The sequence below is a fragment of the Streptomyces crystallinus genome, assembly GCF_039521265.1.
Lineage (GTDB): Bacteria > Actinomycetota > Actinomycetes > Streptomycetales > Streptomycetaceae > Streptomyces > Streptomyces crystallinus.
The window spans coordinates 223,555-244,625 of the sequence record NZ_BAAACA010000034.1 but is presented as its reverse complement, the minus strand read 5'-3'; the positions used below and the strand labels follow the sequence as shown (position 1 = coordinate 244,625).

Annotated in this window: 3 protein-coding genes; all 3 read left to right on the top strand. The window is 74.5% G+C overall.

All coding sequences use genetic code 11. The features are described from left to right. Positions 1-9: 9 nt before the first annotated feature. The 3 genes from ABD236_RS23920 to ABD236_RS23910 all read left to right on the top strand — a co-directional run bounded on the left by ABD236_RS23920 (position 10) and on the right by ABD236_RS23910 (position 20,929). Positions 10-19,911 (top strand): non-ribosomal peptide synthase/polyketide synthase, encoded by a 19,902-nt coding sequence (locus ABD236_RS23920; RefSeq protein ID WP_344076573.1) that lies wholly within the window; start codon positions 10-12, stop codon positions 19,909-19,911. Between the two features lie 143 nt (positions 19,912-20,054). Continuing rightward, positions 20,055-20,258: an MbtH family protein gene (locus tag ABD236_RS23915; RefSeq protein WP_344076571.1), complete on the top strand. Its 204-nt coding sequence runs from the start codon at positions 20,055-20,057 to the stop codon at positions 20,256-20,258. Between the two features lie 128 nt (positions 20,259-20,386). Further along, on the top strand, positions 20,387-20,929 hold the full coding sequence (locus ABD236_RS23910) for a GNAT family N-acetyltransferase (protein ID WP_344076569.1): 543 nt from the start codon (positions 20,387-20,389) through the stop codon (positions 20,927-20,929). Positions 20,930-21,071 lie beyond the last annotated feature (142 nt).

Below are 21,071 nucleotides of genomic sequence, written 5' to 3'. Positions count from 1 at the left end.
GACCCGACGATGACGTCTTCGAAGCCTTCCCGGCGCGAGCGCGCCGCGGCCCTGCCCGACGACCTGCGGGAAGCCCTGCGCCAGCGGCTGGCAGGACGCGCCGCGCCCAGCGGTCTCCCGCGCGCCGACCGCGACCGGCCGCTGCCCCTCTCCTTCGCCCAGCAGCGGCTGTGGTTCCTCGACCGGCTGCGGCCCGGTGACGCCCGCTACAACAGCGCGGTCGCGGTCCGCCTCACGGGTCCCCTGGACCGGGCCGCTCTGCAAAGCGCTCTGGCCGTGGTCGTGGAGCGGCACGAGGCGCTGCGCACCACCTTCGAGGAGACCGACGGCCGCCCCGTGCAGCGCGTGCACCCGGCCGCCCCGGTGCCGCTGCCGGTCCGGGACGTTCCGGCCGGGGAGGTGGAGGCGGCTCTTCTCGACGCGTACTCCGCCCCCTTCGACCTTCAGGCGGGTCCTCTGCTGCGGGCGTTACTTCTGCGGGAAGCGTCCGACACGCACGTCCTGCTGCTGACGGCGCATCACATCATCATCGACGGCTGGTCGATGGGCATCGTCCTCGACGAACTGAGCGCCGCCTACGCGGCGCTGGCCCGGGGGAACGCGCCGGAGCTGCCTCCGGTGCCGGCCCAGTACCCGGACTTCGCCGTCTGGCAGCGCGAGCAGCTCTCCGGGGAGCGGCTGCGGCGCCACCTGGCCCACTGGAAGGAGCGGCTGGCAGGCGCGATCGCCCCCGCACTCCCGCTGGACCGCCCCCGGCGCGGCGAGGAGGCCGGGGCGGGCGCCGTCCACTCCTTCACCGTTCCCGCCCCTTTGACCCGTACGCTGCGCGCACTCGCCGGACAGCAGCACACCACCCTCCACACCGCCCTGGTCGCCGCCGCCCAGGCGCTCCTGGCCCGCTGGTCCGGGCAGGACGAGAGCACCGTCGGCTCGCTGACCCCGGGCCGCACGCGCACCGACCTGGAGCGCGCTGTCGGCTTCTTCGCGAACACCGTGGTGCTGCGCACGCCGGTGGCGCCGGACAGATCCTTCCGGGACCTGCTGGCCCGCACCGCCGAGACCGTCAACGACGCCTTCGCGCACGGCGACGCTCCCTTCGAGCGGATCGTCGAAGCGGTGGGCACGCCTCGCGAGGCGGGCCGCAACCCGCTGTTCGACGTGATGGTGCTGCTCCACCCCGATCCGCCCACGGCCACGACCGCCTCTCATGAGCTGGCGCTCACCCCTGTGTCCGTGCCCCGTCAGGCGGCCACCTTCGACCTCAGCATCGAGTTCGTCCCCGACGGCGATGCCCTGACCGGACTGCTGGAGTACCGCACCGACCTGATCGATCCGGACACCGCCCGCCGCATGGCCGACCAGTTCCTGCACCTGCTGGCCGCGGCGACCGATGCCCCCGACCGGCCGCTCGGCACCCTGCCGCTGCTGTCGGCGGCGCAGGCACGGCAGGTCACCCGCGACTGGAACGCCACCGCCCTGCCCGTCGCCGGCGAGCTGCACCCGCACCTCTTCGAGGACCGCGCGGCCCGCACCCCTGACGCCCTCGCCCTGGTGGCGGGGGAGGAACGGCTCGCCTACGGCGCGCTCAACGCCCGCGCCAACCGGCTCGCCCACCACCTCATCGCCCTGGGCGCCGGCCCCGAACGGCTCGTCGCGCTGCGGCTGCCGCGCACCGCCGACATGATCGTGGCCATCCTCGCCGTGTGGAAGTCCGGCGCGGGCTACCTGCCGCTGGATCCAGGCCTGCCGGAGGAACGCGTCCGCTTCCTGCTCGGCGACGCCCGTCCGGCCCTCGTCCTGGACGCGGCGGCGGTCGCCGCCGTGCCCGAAGGCCTGCCGGACACCAACCCCACCGACTCCGACCGGCTCGCCCCCCTCGACCCGCTGCACCCCGCCTACGTCATCCACACCTCCGGCTCCACCGGCCGCCCCAAGGGCGTCAGCGTGTCCCACCGGGCCGCCGCCCATCTGCTCGCCGCCCACCGCGCCGGGTTCGTCGCCGAGGCGGGCGGCGGACCGCTGCGGGTCGCGCTCACCGCCTCCTTCTCCTTCGACACCTCCCTCGAAGGCGTTCTGCTCCTCGCCGACGGCCACCCGCTGCACCTGGTCGACGAGTCCACCCGGATGGACCCGGCCGCGCTGGTGGAGTACGTCGTCGCCCACCGCGTCGACTTCCTCGACCTCACCCCCTCGTACCTGCGCCAACTGCTGCCCGCCGGACTGCTCACCGACCCGCGCCACCGCCCCCGGATCCTCATGCTCGGCGGCGAGGCGCTCGGACCCGCCCTCTGGCGCGAGCTGGGTGCCCACCCTGACGTGGCCGCGTACAACTTCTACGGCCCCACCGAGTGCACGGTCGACGCGCTGTCGTGCCGGATCGACGGCGCCGGCCGGCCGCTGGTGGGCCGCCCGCTGCCCAACACCCGTGCCTACGTCCTGGACGACCGTCTCCAGCCCGTGCCGCCGGGCGTCGGCGGTGAGCTGTACCTGGCGGGCGAGCAGCTCGCCCGGGGGTACGTCCGCCGCCCCGGCCTGACCGCCGCCCGCTTCCTGCCCGACCCCTACGGCCCGCCCGGCACCCGGATGTACCGTACCGGCGACCTGGCCCGCTGGACCGCGGACGGGCGGCTGGACTACCTCGGCCGTGCCGACGACCAGGTGAAGGTACGCGGTCACCGCATCGAACCCGGGGAGGTCGAGGCCGCGCTGCTCGACCTGCCGGGGATCGCGGCCGCCGCGGTCGTCGCGGTGCCGGACGCCCACGGCCACCTGCGGCTGGCCGCCTACACCGTCCCCGCCCCCGGCGCGTCCGAGCCGGACGCGGGCAGTCTGCGCGCGGCGCTGCGCCGGGTGCTGCCCGACCACATGGTGCCGTCCTCCTTCACGGTGCTGGACGCGCTCCCGCTCACCGTCAGCGGCAAGCTCGACCGCCGGGCCCTGCCCGCCCCGGACCTCGAAGGCGGCGACGCCACACGGGAGTTCGTCGCCCCGCGTACCTCGCAGGAGGAGACCCTCGCCGGAATATGGGCCGAGGTGCTCGGGATACGCAGGGTGGGTGTCACCGACAACTTCTTCGAGCTGGGCGGCGACTCGATCCTGAGCATTCAGGCCGTCTCCCGCGCCCGCGCCGCCGGACTGCACCTGTCCTCGCAGGACGTCTTCCGCCACCAGACGGTCGCCGACCTCGCCGCCGCTGCCGTATCCCGGTCCGCCCCGGCCGCGCCTGGCCCGCAGCCGACGGGCCCCGGCCCGCTCACCCCCGTCCAGGAGTGGTTCTTCGCCGCCCACGGTCCGCTGCGCCGCTTCACCATGTCGATGCTCCTGGACCTGCCGCACGCCCTGGACGAGACGGCGCTCGCCCGCGCCCTGGACGAGGTCGTCGCCCACCACCCCGCGCTGCGGTCCCGTTTCGTCCACGAGGGGGACACCTGGCGACAGCACCCCGGCGCCGGTTCCGCCACCGGCCACCTCGTCCGCCACGACGGGGCTGACCTGGCCGGGGCCGCCGAAGCCGCCCGCGCCGCGATCGACCCCGCCACCGGCACCCTGCTGCGCGCCGTCCTGCTCCCGGCGGAGCAAGGCGCCCGCCCGCGCCTGTTCCTGACTGCCCATCACCTCGCGGTCGACAGCGTCTCCTGGCGCGTCCTGCTCGCCGACCTGGAGCAGGCCTACCGGCAGGCCGCCGCTGGCGAGGAGATCCGTCTGGAGCCCGAGCACACCCCGTTCGCCGCCTGGGCGCGCGGTCTCGCCGCACGGGTCCGCGACGGCGAACTCGACGACGACCTGTCCTACTGGACCGCCGAGGCCACCCGCCCACGCACCCCGCTCCCGGTCGACCTGCCCGGCATCCCGCTGGCCGACTCCGTGCGTACCGTACGCACCCGGCTGGACGCCGCCACCACCGAGGCGCTGCTGCGCCGCGTTCCCGGCGTCTACCGCACGCAGATCAACGACGTGCTGCTGAGCGCGCTCGGCCGCACCCTCGCCGACTGGGCGGACGCCCCGCACGTCACCGTCGCGCTGGAGGGCCACGGCCGCGAGGAACACCTCGTCGAGGGCGCCGATCTGTCACGCACGGTGGGCTGGTTCACCAGCCAGTACCCCGTCACCCTCACCCCGGCGGGCCCGGCGGCCGCCCCCGACTGGGCCGCCACCTTGAAGTCCGTCAAGGAACGCCTGCGGGCCGTACCCCGGCGGGGACTGAGCCATGAGGCGCTGGCCCGTCTGGGTTCCCCCGCGCCCGCCGCCCGGGCGCTGCGCGAACTCCCGCTCCCTCAGGTGTCCTTCAACTACCACGGACAGTGGACGCCGTCCGCGGGTGGCGACTTCGAGCCCATCGCCGACGTGCCCCCCGGAGACATCGGCGGCGACGAGCCGATCGACCACCTCCTCGACGTGTCGGCCGTGGTGAGCGACGGCGCCCTGGAGATCACCTGGCACTACAGCGACCAGGTACACCGCGAGTCCACCGTCCGCGGCCTCGCCGACGCCATGCTGCGGGCGCTGACCGCCGTGACCGAACACTGCGCCCGCCCGGACGCGGGCGGCCGCACTCCCTCCGACTTCCCCCTCGCCCGTCTCGACCAGGCGGCGGTGGACCGGCTCGCCGGCGACGGCAGGACGGTGGAGGACCTGCTGCCCCTCACCCCGCTCCAGGAGGGCATGCTCTTCCACCGGCTGGTCGGCGGCGCGGACGACGTCTACCTCGACCAGGCCGCCCTGCTCCTCGAAGGCGTCGGCGACCCCGACGCGTTCGCCACCGCGTGGCAGCGCGTCACCGACCGCACCCCGGCCCTGCGCACCTCCGTGGTCTGGCAGGACGTGCCCGTCCCGCTCCAGATCGTGCACCGGCACGTCAAGGTGCCCGTCGAGACACTCGACTGGCGCGGCCTGGACGCCGGGGAGAGGGCGGCCCGCCTGGAGCGGCTGCGCGCCGACGACCTCGCCCGCGGCCTCGACCTGGCCACCGCGCCCCTGATGCGGCTCACCCTCGTCCGGCTGCCCGACGCCCGCCTGCACCTGCTGTGGACCTCCCACCACCTGCTCCTCGACGGCTGGAGCCTCGGCCAGGTCCTGACCGAGGTCATCGCCGAGTACGCGGCCCTGACCGCCGGCGCCGAACCGGCACCGCCCGTGCGCCGGCCCTTCGGTGACTACGTCCGCTGGCTCGCCGGGCAGGACTCCGACGCCGCCCGCGCCCACTGGCGCGGCGTCCTGGAGGGCTTCGCCACCCCGACGCCGCTGCCCGCCGACCGGCCCCGCCCCGCCGGGCACGAGGCACGCTCCGCCGCCGTGCACACCACCGCTCTGTCCGACGAGGTCTCCGCGCGGCTCGTCCGCACCGCCCGCACCGCCGGACTCACCCTCGGCACCATGGTGCAGGGCGCCTGGGCGCTGCTGCTGTCCCGCTACGCCGCCGAGCCGGACGTGCTCTTCGGCACTACCGTCTCCGGCCGTCCCGACGACCTGCCGGGCGCCGAGGACATGGTCGGCATGTTCATCAACACCCTGCCCACCCGGGTCCGCGTGGAGAGCGGCCGCAGCGCCGCCGCCTGGCTGCGCGACCTCCAGACGGCGCAGGCCGAGGCGCGCCGCCACGCCGCCGTCTCGCTGGCCGAGCTGACCGCCGTCAGCGACGTGCCGTCCGGCAGCGCCCTCTTCGACAGCATCGTCGCCTTCGAGAACTACCCCTTCGACACCGCGAACACGGCCACCTCCGGGGTGCGGCTCGCCGACGTCTCCTCCCGCGACGCCACCAACTACGCCCTCGTGCTCCGCGCCTACCAAGGCGAGCGGTTCGGCTTTGACCTCGCCTACGACCCCGAACTGTTCGACGCGACCACCGCCGCCGACCTGGCCGCACGGCTGAGCCGGCTCCTCACCGAGCTGGCCGAGGACCCCGAGCGCCCCGTGGCCACACTCGCCCGGACCACCCCCGAGGAACGACGCCGCATCCTCGCCGAGGCCAACGGCATCGAAGGGGAGCGCCCGGCTGAGACCCTGGTGGACCTCTTCGAGGCACAGGCCGCCCGCACTCCGCACGCCATCGCCGTGACCTGCGGCGCCGAACACGTCGACTACGCCGCCCTGGACGCCCGCGCCGCCCGGCTGGCCCACCGCCTCGCCGCACTCGGCGCCCGGCCCGAGCGGTACGTGGCCCTCGCCCTGCCCCGCTCCACCGACCTGGTCGTCGCCGTCCTCGCCGTCCTCAAGACCGGCGCCGCCTATCTGCCCATCGACCCCGCCCTGCCCGCCGAACGCGTCGCCGGTCTCCTCGCCGACGCCGCCCCCGTCGTCCTCGTCACCACCGCGCCGGCGGCCGCGGACACCGCCGTGCCCGTGCTGCGCCTGGACGACCCCCAAGTCCGCGCCGACCTGGATCGGCGTCCCGCCGACGGCCCGGCCGCACCCGGCCACCGCCCGGAGGCCGAGAGCCCCGCCTACGCCATCTACACCTCCGGCTCCACCGGCCGCCCCAAGGGCGTCGTCGTGCCGCACGCCAACGTGGTCCGCCTCTTCAGCCGCACCCGGGACCGGTTCGGCTTCGACCACACCGACGTGTGGACCCTGTTCCACTCCTACGCCTTCGACTTCTCCGTCTGGGAGCTGTGGGGCCCGCTCCTGCACGGCGGCCGGCTCGTCGTCGTCCCCGACGACACCGCCCGCTCCCCGGAGGACTTCCTGCGCCTGCTCGCCGACGAGCGGGTCACCGTCCTCAACCAGACGCCCTCCGCGTTCTATCCGCTGATCCGCGCCGACGCCGAGCACCCCGACGTGAGCGCCCGGCTGGCACTGCGCACGGTCGTCTTCGGCGGTGAGGCCCTCGACGTGTCCCGGCTCGGCGCGTGGTACCGGCGCCACCCCGACACCGCGCCGCGCCTGGTGAACATGTACGGCATCACCGAGACCACCGTGCACGTCACCTACGCCGCACTCGACCGGGCAACGGCGGGGGGCGGTGCGGCGAGCCCCATCGGCACCCCCATCCCCGACCTGCGGACCTACGTTCTGGATGACGCGCTGAACCTCGCGCCTGCCGGGGCGATCGGCGAACTCTACGTCGCCGGTGAGGGCCTGGCACGCGGCTACCTCAACCGGCCGGGCCTGACCGCGACACGCTTCCTCGCCGACCCCTTCGGCCGCCCGGGCACCCGTATGTACCGCACCGGGGACCGCGCCCGCCGACGGGCCGACGGCACCCTGGAGTACCTGGGCCGCGCCGACCAGCAGGTGAAGATCCGCGGCTACCGCATCGAGCCGGGCGAGATCGAGGCCGCCCTGCACGGCCATCCCCAAGTCGCCGAGGCGGCCGTCGGCGTGTACGAGGACGCCGGCGGCACCCGTCGGCTGGTCGCCCATGTCGTCGGTACCGGCGCGGGCACGCCGACGGCCGCGGAGCTGCGCTCCCACCTCCAGCGGTCACTGCCCGCGCACATGGTGCCCGCCGCCTATGTGCCGATGGCGGAGCTGCCGCTCACCCCCAATGGCAAGCTGGACCGGCGAGCCCTGCCGACGCCCGGCCCCGAGGGCTTCGCCGGCGACGGCGAGCGCCGTCAACCGCGCACCCCCGCCGAACGGCTCGTCGCCGCTGCCTGGGCGGACGTCCTCGACGCCGCGGAGATCGGCGCCGATGACGACTTCTTCGCCCTGGGCGGCGACTCCATCCTCGCCGTGCGCGTCGTCTCCCGGCTGCGCACGGCCTTCGGCGCCGACATCTCGCCGCGGATGCTGTTCACCCATGCGACCCTGTCCGCTCTCGCGGCCGCCCTCGGCGACCCGCGCGAGGCACCGGATGCTCCCGCCACGATCCCACCGGCCGACCCCGGCGGCCCGGTGCCGCTCTCCCACGCCCAGCAGCGGCTGTGGTTCCTCGACCGCTTCGAGCCGGGCAGTACCGAGTACACCACCCTGTCCGTCCTGCGCCTGAACGGGCACCTGGACGAGGCAGCCCTGCGCACGGCCCTGGACGGCCTGGTGGCCCGTCACGAGTCCTTGCGCACCACGTTCGCCGAACACGACGGCCAGGCACGACAGGTCGTCCACCCGGCCACCCCCGTCGACCTGCGCACCCAGGACTGCCCGGACACCGCCGCACTGGACGCCCTGGTGGCGCGCGAGGCCGCCCAGCCGTTCGACCTCGCCACCGGCCCGCTGCTACGGGCCCAGCTGGCCCGGCTGGCCGGCCGAGGCGGCGAGGAACACGTCCTGGTGCTGGCCGTGCACCACATCGTCACCGACGGCTGGTCCATGGGCGTCCTCGGCCGCGACCTCGGCGAGCTGTACGCCGCGGCCGTCGAGCGGCGCCCACCCGCCCTTCCCGCGCTGCCGGTGCGCTACGCCGACTACGCCGCCTGGCAGCGCACCCGTACCGCCCAGGCCGAGGCGGACCTCGCCCACTGGCGGCGCGCGCTGGACGGCGTGGCCCCGCTGCACCTGCCCACCGACCGGCCGCGCCCCGCCGTCCGTACCCGCGACGGCGCACTGGTCACCTTCACCCTTCCCGCCACGCTCACTGACCGACTGCGCGCCCGGGGCCGGGAGGCCGACGCCACGCTGTTCACCACATTGCTGACCGCCTGCCAGGTCCTGCTGGCACGCTGGACCGGCCAGCAGGACGTCACGGTCGGCACGATCACCGCCGGGCGGGAGAACCCCGACCTCCACGATGTGGTCGGCATGTTCGTCAACACGCTGGTCCTGCGGGCCCGGGTCCGCCCGGAGCTGCCCTTCCGCGACCTGCTGAGCGAGGTGCGCACCACCGTACTGGAGGCCGTGGCTCACCAGGAGGTGCCCTTCGAGCGGGTCGTGGACGCCGTCCAGCCCGAGCGCGACACCAGCCGCACGCCGCTGTTCCAGGTGATGGTCGCGCTGCACAACCTGGGGACCCAGGCACCGGCGCTGCCCGGACTGGAGGTGACGGCGCTGACCCCGCCGGTCCGGCATGCCACCTTCGACCTCGCCTTCGATTTCGTCGAGCACGGCGAAGGTCTCACCGGCCATCTGGAGTACAGCACCGGCCTGTTCGACCGCTCCACCGTCGAGCTCCTGGCCGAGCGGCTGCGGATCCTGCTGGAGGCCGTCGCCGACGATCCGGAGCGCGCGGTGGGCGCGCTGGCACTGATGACGGGGAGCGAGCGCCAGCGGCTCCTGCGGCTCGGCCAGGGCCGGACGCTGCCCCCGCCCGCCACCACCTTCCCCGCCCTGTTCGAGGCGCAGGCCGCCCGCACGCCGCACCTGACCGCACTGGTCGCGCCCGACACCACCCTGGACTTCGCCACCCTCAACGAGCGCGCCAACCGGCTCGCCCACCATCTCATCGCCGAGGGCGCCGGACCCGAGAGCGTGGTCGCCGTACGCCTGCCACGGACCTCCGCCGTGCTGGTGGCGCTGCTGGCGGTCGTCAAGGCGGGCGCCGCGTTCCTCTTCCTCGACCCGCGCCTGCCCGAGGAACGGGTCCGCCTCCTGCTGGACGACGCCCGGCCGCGGACCCTGCTCACCGAGGAGACCCTGCGCGCGGCGGCCGAGAGCGACCTGCCCGCCCACGACCCCACCGACGCCGACCGCACCGGCCCGCTGCGGCCTGAGAACACCGCCTATGTCGTCTACACCTCGGGTTCCACCGGCCGACCCAAGGGCGTCGCCGTCGAACACCGCCAGCTCGTCAATCTCTGCCACGACCACCGCGAGGCACTCGTCGCGCCCCACACCGCCGACGGCACCCGGCTGCGGGTGGCGCTCAGCGCGTCGTTCGCCTTCGACACCTCCTGGGAAGGGCCGCTGCTGCTCGCCCTCGGCCAGCAGGTCCACCTGATCGACGACGACACGCGGCTGGACCCGGCGGCGTTCTGCGCCCGCGTGGCCGCCGACCGCCTGGACCTGGTGAACGTGACGCCGACGTTCATGCGGGAGCTCCTGGCCGCCGGGCTCCTCACCCCCGGCCGGCACCGTCCCAGGCTGCTGCTCGTGGGCGGCGAGGCCGTTCCCGCCGGTCTCTGGCGTGACCTGGCCGCGGCGCACGACGCACTCGGCGTCACCGTCCTGAACATGTACGGCCCCACGGAGTGTGCCGTCGACTCCGTCTGCGGCCCCGTCACCGCCCGCGCCGAGCGTCCCGTCATCGGCCGGCCCGGCGGCGGACTGAGCGCCTACGTCCTGGACGGCGCCCTGCGCCCGGTACCGGCAGGGACGCCCGGCGAGCTGTACCTGGGCGGCGCCCAGGTCGCCCGCGGCTATCTGCACCGGCCGGGACTGACCGCCACCCGCTTCCTGCCGGACCCGTTCGGCGCGCCGGGAGGGAGGATGTACCGCACCGGCGACCGGGTCCGCTGGGACGCGGCTGGAGTGCTGGAGTTCCTCGGCCGCGCCGACGACCAGGTCAAGATCCGGGGCTTTCGTATCGAACCCGGCGAGATCGAGGCTGCTCTGCTCGCCCTGCCGGACATCGCCGACGCCGCCGTCACCGCCCGCGAACACGCCGGACGTGTGATGCTGGTCGCCTACGTGGTGGCCGCCCCCGCCACCTCGCCCTCGCCGGACGACCTGAGGGTGCGGCTGCGCCGCGTCCTGCCCGACCACATGGTGCCCGCCGCTTTCGTCGCGCTGGAGCGCATGCCCCGCACGGCGGGCGGCAAGACCGACCGCCGTGCCCTGCCCGACCCGCCCGCCCAGCCGGACAACGGCACGCCCTACGTCGCCCCCCGGCCCGGAACCGAAGAGGCACTTGCCGCCATCTGGAGCGACGTCCTGGGCGTCGAGCGGGTCGGCGCCCGCGACAACTTCTTCGCCCTCGGCGGCGACTCCATCCTCAGCATCCAGATCGTCTCCCGCGCCCGGCAGGCCGGACTCGCCCTCAGTACCAAGGACGTCTTCCGGCACCAGACCATCGCCGAACTCGCCCTGAGCGCCGCCGAGTCCGCTCCTGTCCGCGCCGCCGACGAGGAGCCCGCCGGCCTCCTTCCGCTCACCCCCATCCAGCAGTGGTACCTGCAGGGGCGAGAGCCGGGCGGCCCGCTGCGCTTCACCATGACCCAGCGCTTCGCCCTGCGCGCGGCCACCGACGACGCGGCCCTGGAGCGGGCCGTCGACGCGGTCGTCGCCCGGCACCCGGCGCTGCGCACCCGCTTCGTCCACACCGGTTCCGGCTGGCAGCAGGAGATCTTGCCGGCAGCACCGGCCGCCGTCCTCAGCCGCCACGACCTGACAGGGCTCGACGACGCGGCCGCGGAGGCGCGGGCGCACCGGCTCACCGAGCGCGCCCAGAGCGGACTCGACCCGGCCGAGGGCCGCGTCGTGCGCTGCCTGCTCCTGGACCTCGGACCGGACCGGCCCGCCCAACTCGTCGTCACCGTGCACCACCTGGCGGTCGACGGGGTCTCCTGGCGCGTACTGTCGGCCGACCTCGCCCACGCCTACCGGTCCGCCGCGGCCGGGCGGACCGTGGAGCTGCCGCCCGCCGGAACCTCCAGCGCCCGCTGGGCGGCACGGCTCGCCGACCACACGCGCTCCGGCGGCTTCGCCTCCGACCTCGAACACTGGCTGCGCACCGCCCAGGCCCCGGCCGATCTGCCCGCCGGACGCCCGGGCCCCAACACGTACGCCACCGCGGCCACGGTCACCGTCGCCCTGGACACGGAGACCACCGACGCCCTGCTGCGCCGGGTGCCCGAGGTGTACCGCACTCAGGTCAACGACGTCCTGCTCAGCGCCCTGGGACACACCCTCGCCGAGTGGTGCGGGCGCGACACGGTCCTGGTCGGGGTGGAAGGACACGGCCGAGAGGACCTCTTCGACGACGTCGACCTGTCCCGGGCGGTCGGCTGGTTCACCGCCGAGTTCCCGCTCGCGCTGCGCGTCGATCCCCGTGCCGACTGGCGTGACACCCTGCGGTCGGTCAAGGAACAGCTCCGTGCCGTCCCCGTACGCGGGCTCAGCTACGGCGCCCTGCGCCACCTCCTGCCGCACAGCCCCCTGGCCGACGCTCCCGGACCGCAGGTCGGCTTCAACTACCACGGCCAGTGGGACGCGGGCGGCGGGAGCGACGAGGGACCCTTCACCGCCGTGCTCGCCCCCACCGGCCGCGACACCGACCCGGACGCCCCGCGCCCCTACGTCCTGGACGTCACCGGCGTCGTCCAGGACGGGCGTCTGGAGCTGGGCTGGACCTATCCGGCGGCCGTCCACGACGAGGCCACCGTCCGGGCTCTGGCCGACCGTATGCTCGCGGCCCTGCGGGCCGTCGTGGAGCACTGCGCGCTGCCCGGCGCGGGCGGCCGTACCCCCTCCGACTTCCCGCTCGCCGCTCTGGGGCAGGAGGCCCTCGACCGGCTGGTCGGCGACGGCCGGCACGTCGAGGACGTCCTGCCGCTCACCCCGCTCCAGTCCGGCATGCTGTTCCACGGTCTGATGGACACCGAGGGCGCCTACTTCGACCGGATCGCGGTACAGCTGCGCGGGGTCGCCGATCCGCAGGCGTTCGCCCGCGCCTGGCAGCAGGTCGTGGACCGCACCCCGGCGCTGCGCACCAGCGTCCACTGGCGGGACCTGCCGCAGCCCGTGCAGGTCGTCCACCGACACGTCGAACTGCCCGTGCGCCACCTGGACTGGCGCGATGTGAGTGCCGCCGAGCGCGCGGCGCGCACGGAGGAGCTGATCGCACAGGACCGCGCGGCGGGCATGGAACTGACCGCCGCACCGCTCACCCGGCTCACCCTGGCCGCGCTGCCCGGCGATGCCGTGCTGCTGCTGTGGTCCAGCCACCACATCGCCCTGGACGGCTGGAGCACCGGCCAGCTCCTGACCGAGGTGTGCGAACACTACGCGGCGCTCACCGGCGGTCCGGACCCGGCACCCGTGACACGCCGCCCCTTCGCGGACTTCGTACGCTGGCTCCGCGAGCAGGACGAGGGGGCCGCCGAACGCCACTGGGGCGAGGCGCTCGCCGGGTTCACCGCCCGCACCCCGCTGCCCTACGACCGCGGCCCCGGCGAGGCGCACCGGGCCCGCGCCACCGCGCAGGTCAGTCATGCGCTGGACGAGCGGGTCTCCGGGCGGCTGCGCGAACAGGCGGCCCGTGCCGGGCTGACCGTCAATACACTGGTCCAGGGCGCCTGGGCGCTGCTGCTGGCCCGGGGAGCCGGCTGCGAGGACGTGGTGTTCGGCACCACGGTCTCCGGCCGTCCGGCCGAACTGCCCGGCGTGGAGGGCATGATCGGCATGTTCATCAACACCGTGCCCACCCGGGTCAGGCTGTCCGGTGGGGGAGTACTGGACTGGCTGCGCGGCCTCCAGGAGGCCCAGACCGAGTCCCGCCGCTTCGACCACCTCGCCCTGCCCCGCATCCAGGCCCAGAGTGCCGTGCGGTCCGGGGAGGCGCTGTTCGACAGCATGGTGGTCTTCGAGAACTATCCCGTCGACGAGTCGGCCACCGCCCGCACCGGGGTGCGGGTCGCCGAGGTGCGAGCCGATGACGCCCCCACCTTTGCCTGGTGCCTGCGTGCCCACCTCGCCGAGCGCCTCGGCTTCGACCTGGCCTACGATCCGGCGCTCTTCGACGCCGTCACCGTCGAACGTGCCGTGGAGCGGCTCGCCGGGGTGCTCACCGCGTTCGCCGACGGACTGGAGGGCGAGGTAGCCGCTCTGGACGGGCTGACCCCAGCCGATCGCGACCTGCTGGCGCAGTGGCGCCTCCCGGCCCGTACGACACCGCCGCGCAGCCCTGTCGACCTGTTCGCCGAGCAGGCCCGCCGCACCCCGGACGCCGTCGCCGTACGCGACGGCGACCAGGAGCTGACGTACGATCAACTCGCCTCCTGGGCCCAGCGTCTGGCCGCCCGGCTGCTGGACGGCGGCCTCACGCCCGAGGGGCGGGTGGCGCTGGTGATGGACCGCTGCACCGAGCTCGTCGTCGCCCAGCTCGCCGTCCTCGCGGCGGGCGGCGTCTATGTGCCGGTCGACACTCGGGCCCCCGAGGAGCGCCGCCGGACCCTGCTCGCCCTGGCCGGCGCCACGGTCCAGCTCACCGCCGCCGACGTGGCCGCCGCCCGCACCGGTGAGGAGGGGGACCCGCCGGCACCCGTCGATCCCGACCGGCTCGCCTACATCATGTTCACCTCCGGCTCCACCGGCCGCCCCAAGCCGGTTGCCGTACGCCACCGCGACGTGGCGGCGCTGGCCACCGACAGCCGGTTCGCCGACGGGGTCTGCGACCGGGTGCTGCTGCACTCCCCGGTGGCCTTCGACGCGGCCACCTTCGAGGTGTGGGCACCCCTGCTCAACGGGGGCGGTGTCGTCGTCGCCCCCGAGGGGACGGTCGACGCGCCTCTGGTGTGCCGACTCGCCGGTGGCGGGCGGCTGACCGCGCTGTGGCTGACCGCCGGGCTGTTCCGGCTGCTTGCCCAGGACGCGCCGGACTGCTTCGCCGGACTGCGGCAGGTGTGGACGGGCGGCGACGTGGTCCCGTCCGCCGCCGTCCGTCGCGTCCTGGCCGCCTGCCCGGGGCTCGCGGTCGTCGACGGCTACGGCCCCACCGAGGCCACCACCTTCGCCACGTCCCACGCGCTGACCGACCCCGCGGCCGTGCCCGACACCGTGCCCATCGGCCGGCCCCTGGACAGCATGTACGTCCACGTCCTGGACGCCCGGCTGCGACCGGTCCCCCCGGGCAGCCCGGGCGAGCTGTACCTGGCCGGGGAGGGCGTCGCACGCGGCTACCTCGGCCGCCCCGGCGACACCGCCGCCCGCTTCCTCGCCGACCCTGCGGGCCCGCCCGGCACCCGCATGTACCGCACCGGCGATCTGGCACGCCGACGCCCGGACGGCACGGTGGAGTTCCTCGGCCGCGCCGACGACCAGGTCAAGATCCGCGGCTTCCGGGTGGAGCCCGGCGAGGTCGAGGCCGTCCTGGCCGCCCACCCCGGCGTCGCGGACGTGGCCGTGCTGGCCCGTGAGGACCAGCCTGGTGTCAAACGCCTGGTCGCCTACGTCGTCGGCGAGGCCGGACGGGACCCGTCGACGCTGCGGGAGTTCGCGGGCCGTACCCTGCCCGACTACCTCGTGCCGACCGACGTCGTCTCGCTCGGGGCCCTGCCGCTGAGCGCCAACGGCAAGGTCGACCGCGCCGCCCTCCCGGCGCCCGCAGCCGTCAGCGAACGGGGCCGGACCGAACCCCGCACGCCTGCCGAAGTCCGGGCCGCCGAGACCTTCGCCCAGGTGCTCGGCACCGAACCGCTCGGCGCGCACGACGACTTCTTCGCCCTCGGCGGCGACTCCATCCTCAGCATCCGGCTCGCCGCCCGCCTCTCCGATGCCTTCGGCGCCGACCTCACCCCCCGGGACGTCTTCACCCGTCCCACCCCGGCCGGGATCGCCGGGCTCCTGGCCGAACGCCACCGCCCCGCCGCCGCGGCCATCGTCCCCGTCGCCCGCGACGGCGCGACCCCGATGTCGTATGCGCAACAACGCCTATGGTTCCTGGAGGAGTTCGCGCCCGGCGGCAGCGAGTACGTCACCGCGCTGGCGCTGCGCCTGCGCGGCCGCCTGGACACCGCGGCGCTCACCCAGGCCCTGAACGGCCTGGTCGCACGGCACGAGTCGCTGCGCACCACCTTCGACAGCGTCGACGGCCAAGGCATACAGGTCGTCCACCCCGCCCGCCCGGTGCCGCTGCCGTCCCACGACCTGACGCCGCTGCCGCCCGCGGAGCGCGAACCCGCCCTGCACACCCTGCTCACCGAGGAACGCCAGCGCCCCTTCGACCTGCGTGAGGGACCGCTGCTGCGCACCCGGCTGGTTCGGCTCGCCGACGACGTGCACGTACTGGCCCTCACCCTGCACCACATCGTCACCGACGGCTGGTCCACCTCGGTCCTCGTCGGCGACCTCGCCCACCTCTACCGAGCCGCTCTCGGCGCCGAGAGCGGCGAACTGCCCGCCCTGCCCGTCCAGTACGCCGACTACGCCCACTGGCAGCGCACCGCGGGAGCAGCGGACGCCGACGAGCAACTCGCCTACTGGAAGGAGTACCTGGCCGGCGTGGCGCCCCTGGAGCTGCCCACCGACCGGCCCCGCCCGGCGGTGCGCACCAGCAACGGCGCCAGCACCCGCCTGGTCGTGCCCGCCGACATCGCCGAGCGGCTCACCCGGCTCGCCCGGGCGAACGGTACCACCTTGTTCACCACGCTCGTCGCCGCCGTACAGGCATACCTGGCACGGCTGTCCGGCCAGCGGGACATCACCGTCGGCACCGTCACCTCCGGGCGCGACCGGGCGGAGACCCAGGGGCTCATCGGGTTCTTCGTCAACACTCTGGTGCTGCGTTCGCGGATCGAGGACGGCCTGCCGTTCACCGACTTCCTGACCGGCGTCCGGCGCACCGTCCTGGACGCCTTCGCCCACCAGGACGTGCCCTTCGAGCGGGTCGTGGACGAGGTGCAGCCGGTCCGGGACACCAGCCGCAGCCCGCTGTTCCAGGCCATGGTCGTCCTGCAGAACACCCCGGCCGCCGACCTCGACCTGCCCGGCCTGGACGTCAGTGACGTCGAGACCGACTCGCGGCAGTCGGCGTTCGACCTCACCCTCGAATTCGCCGAGACGCCGGAAGGTCCCCTGCACGCCCTGCTCACCTACAACACCGACCTGTTCGACCGGGCCACCGCCGACCGGCTGGCCGCCGGGCTCGGCATCCTGCTCACCGGCGTCGCCGAGGACCCGGCACGCCCCCTCGGCGCCCTGCCCCTGACCTCGGCCGAGGAAACCCACACGCTGCTGGAGCGGGGCAGGGGCAGCCACGGCCCTGTGCTTCCCGAGGCGACACTGCCTGCGCTGTTCGCCCGGCAGGTGGCCAGGACGCCCGACGCGGTCGCCCTGGACGACGGCGACCGCGAGCTGACCTACGCCGCACTGGAGCAGGCTGCCAACCGCTTCGCCCACCGGCTCGTCCGCGACGGCGTCGGGCCCGAGCGGGTGGTCGCCCTCGCCCTGCCGCGGTCGGCCGCGATGGTGGTGGCCCAGCTCGCCGTCGCCAAGGCGGGCGGCGCCTACCTGCCCGTGGACCCCGACTACCCGCGCCAGCGCCGGGAGTTCATGATCCGCGACGCGGGCGCCTACCGGACCGTCACCGACCCGGCCGAGGTCTGGAACGGCGACGGACCCGACACCGCCCCCACCGACGAGGACCGCACGGCCCCTCTCACCCCCGCCCACCTGGCCTACGTCATCTACACCTCCGGCTCCACCGGCACCCCCAAGGGAGTCGCGGTCACCCACCGGGGCCTCGCCTCCTTCGCCGCAGCGGCGGCCGAACGCTACGCCGCGGGCCCCGGCGACCGTGTCCTCCAGTTCGCCTCGCCCAGCTTCGACGCCTCCGTCCTGGAGCTGTGCACCGCCCTGCTCAGCGGCGCCACCCTGGTCACCGACGAGGAAGGCCCGCTGGTCGGGGAACGGTTGAGCCAGGTGCTCGCCGAGCGGCGCATCAGCCACACCCTCGTCCCTCCGGCCGCGCTCGCCACCCTCGCGCCCGAAACGGCCTCCGCCCTGCCCGGCCTGCGTACCCTGATCGTCGGAGCCGAGGCCTGTCCCGCCGAACTCGTCGCGACCTGGGCCCCCGGCCGCCGGATGATCAACTCCTACGGTCCGACCGAGGCCACCGTCGTCGCCAGCTGGACCGACCCGCTCACCCCGGGCCCAGCCGCGCCCCCCATCGGCCGCCCCTCGGGCGCAACCCGCCTGTACGTCCTGGACACCGCCCTGCGCCCGGTGCCGACCGGCGTCACCGGTGAACTGTACGTCTGCGGTCCCGGCCTGGCCCGCGGCTACCTGGGCCGCCCCGGGCTCACCGCGCAGCGCTTCCTGCCCGACCCGTACGGGGCGCCGGGAGAGCGCATGTACCGCACGGGCGACCTGGCACGCTGGAGCGCGGACGGTCAACTCGTCTACGCGGGACGCGTGGACAACCAGGTCAAACTGCACGGCTTCCGCATCGAACCGGCAGAGATAGAGAGCGCCCTGCGCCGCAGCCCCCTGGTGCGTGACGCGGTGGTCGTCGTACGCGCGGACGTGACATCGCCCACCGACAGCGCGACGACCGCTCCCGCACGCCTCGTCGCCTACGTGGTCCCGCGGCAAGCCGCCGACGAGGACGCGGCCGGACACTTCCCGGTCGAGGAGCTGCGCGCGCACCTGGGCGGCCTGCTGCCGCCCCACATGGTGCCCTCCCTCTTCGTACCGCTGCGGCAACTGCCGCTCACCCCGAACGGCAAACTCGATCGCCAGGCCCTGCCCGCCCCCGGGCCCGCCCGGCCCGGCGGACGGGCACACATCCCGCCGCGCACCGACACCGAGCGCCGCGTCGCCCGGATATGGTCCGACGTCCTGGGCGTCGCGGACATCGGCGTCGACGACAACTTCTTCGCCCTGGGCGGCGACTCCATCCTGAGCATGCAGGTCGTCTCCCGGCTGCGCCGCGACGGCCTCCACCTGGCCACCCGCGACCTGTTCACCCACCAGACGCTCGGCGCGCTCGCCGACGTCGTCCGCGCGGCCCCGCAGCGGCAGGCCGACGGCCCCGTGACCGGCGACGTCCCCCTCACCCCCATCCAGGAGTGGTTCCTCACCACCCCACGTGCCGCCCACCACCACTTCAACCAGTCGGCGCTGCTCGAACTCGACGGCGCCCCCGACCCCGACGCCCTCGACACCGCCCTCAACGCCCTGCTGGACCACCACGACGCCCTGCGCATGCGCTTCACGCACGACGGCGACGGCTGGCACCAGTTCAACCCGCCGCCCGCCGGCCGCGAGCGGGCGGGCTACGGCATCCTCGTGCGGCACGACCTGTCCGGCCTGTCCGCCGAGGACGCGGACGCGGCCATGGAGAAGACGGCGGACGAGCTGCACGCCGGCTTCGACCTGGCCCGAGGCCCACAGCTGCGGGCTGCCCTGTTCACCGGCGGTTCCCAGCGCCCCGCGTGCCTGCTGCTGGTGGCCCACCACCTGGTCGTGGACGCTGTGTCCTGGCGCATCCTCAGCGACGACCTGGAGAACGCCTACCGGCAGGCTCTCCAGGGCGGGACCGTCGACCTGGGGGAGCGCGGCACCAGCTTCCGGGACTGGTCCCGCGCCCTCGCCGCACATGTCGCCCAGGGCGGCCTCGACCACGAACTGCCGTACTGGGAGGAGGTGGTACAGGCCGAGCCCGTCCCGGCGCGGACCGACGGCGCGCCGGCCGCCGTGGTCGGCGTCGAACTCGACGAGCAGGACACGGAGGCCCTGCTGCGGGCCGCCCCCACCGCCTACCGCACCCGCATCAACGACGTGCTGCTCGCCGCCCTCGCCCTCGCCCTGGCCCGCTGGACCGGCCAGGACCGGGTCCGCCTCGACCTCGAGGGGCACGGCCGCGAGGACCTGCTCGACGGCGTGGACCTGTCCCGTACGGTCGGCTGGTTCACCAGCGTCCACCCCGTCGCCCTGCGGATCACCGATCCCGATCAGTTCGGCCCGCAACGCGACTGGCGGGGCCTGGTGAAGCAGGTACGCCGCCAGCTGCGCGCCGTACCCGGCAACGGCATCGGCTTCGGCGCCCTGCGCACCTTCGGCCCGCCTCAGGTCCGCCAGCGTCTGGGCGGCAGCGCCCACGGGCAGGTGGTGTTCAACTACCTCGGCCAGTGGGACGCCCACCCGGAGACCACCGGCAGCGGCCTGATCCGCACCCAGCACGGTTCCTTCGGACAGGACCACGACCCCCGCGACGGCGGTTCCCACCCCCTGGAGGTGGTCGGCGCCGTCCAGAACGGACGGCTCGCCTTCACCTGGCACCACCGGCCGTCCCTGCACGACACCGCGACGGTGCGCCGGGTGGCCGAGGAGTTCGCCGAGGCACTGCGCCACATCGCCCGCCACGCCCGAGGAGGCAGGTGAGCCCCGCACCCCCACGCCTCACGGCGACTCACGGGACCGGCGGACACGTCCTACGGCCCCTACGGGCCCCGCCCACCCCTGCCGCCCCGCACACCCCGAACCGCCACCCACTGGCATCCAACGAACCAAGGAGACGAGAAGAGATGGACGAGAACACCCGCTACCAGGTGCTGCGCAACGACGAGGAGCAGTACTCTCTGTGGCCGTCTGACGTGGAGGTCCCCTCAGGGTGGCAGCCTGTCGGTAAGGAGGGCACCGAGGCCGAGTGCACCTCCTACGTCGACGAGGTCTGGACCGACATGCGTCCCCGCAGCTTGCGCGAGCGCATGGAGAACGCCGAGGCCTGACCGTTCCGGACGGTGGGGGCGCCCGGGCGGCTCCCCCACCCCCTGGCCCCCACCCCTTGGCCCTCCTAGTACTGACGGCTACGACAGCCTGGCGCCCCACGTATCGAGTCGACACCCAGGAGCAGCCCATGACCCCCGAACTGCACACCGCTCGCCTACGGTTTCGCCCCTACCGGCCCGAGGACGAGGACCGCTTCGTGACCCTGCTCCGCGACGAGGAGGTGTGCCGGTGGATGGGCCAGGACCTGGTGCCCGAACCTGAGATCCGGACGTTGTTCCGGTCGATCCTGAACGAGGTCTACCCGCAGGGGCTGTTCGACGTATGGGGCCTGTGGCTGGATGGGCTCTACGTCGGCCACGCCGAGGTGAAGAAGACGGGCAACGTCCCCGGACACGAGCTGGTCACCGCACTCGTCCCCGGGCACTGGGGCCGGGGCCTGGGCAGGGAGGTCGTCACCGGGCTGCTGGTGCACGCGGCCGACAACCTGGGTCTGACCGAGGCGTGGGGCATGGTGGGCGCGGAGAACACCGCCAGCCTCGCGATGTGCGAACGGCTCGGCTTCCGGCACGTTCGCGATGTCGTCGGCGACGACGGAACGGTCACGAAAATGTTGGTCGTGCCCACGGTCAGAGGCGCGACATCTCAACTGGAGACGCCGCCTCGGGGATAGCCGCCGCTGGTGATGAGCCTCCTGCTGATCCGGGATCCGGGGCAGCGGATCTCCACGAACCGTCCCGCCGGTCGCACCCGGCGAGGAATGCTCCCTCCGTTCCCGCCCGTCAGACCCCGTACGCCGGTGTACCTGTCCTGCG

Coding starts and splice junctions, on each gene's coding strand:
- ABD236_RS23920 (WP_344076573.1), top strand. CDS start 10: ATGACGTCTTCGAAGCCTTCCCGGCGCGAGCGCGCCGCGGCCCTGCCC.
- ABD236_RS23915 (WP_344076571.1), top strand. CDS start 20,055: ATGGACGAGAACACCCGCTACCAGGTGCTGCGCAACGACGAGGAGCAG.
- ABD236_RS23910 (WP_344076569.1), top strand. CDS start 20,387: ATGACCCCCGAACTGCACACCGCTCGCCTACGGTTTCGCCCCTACCGG.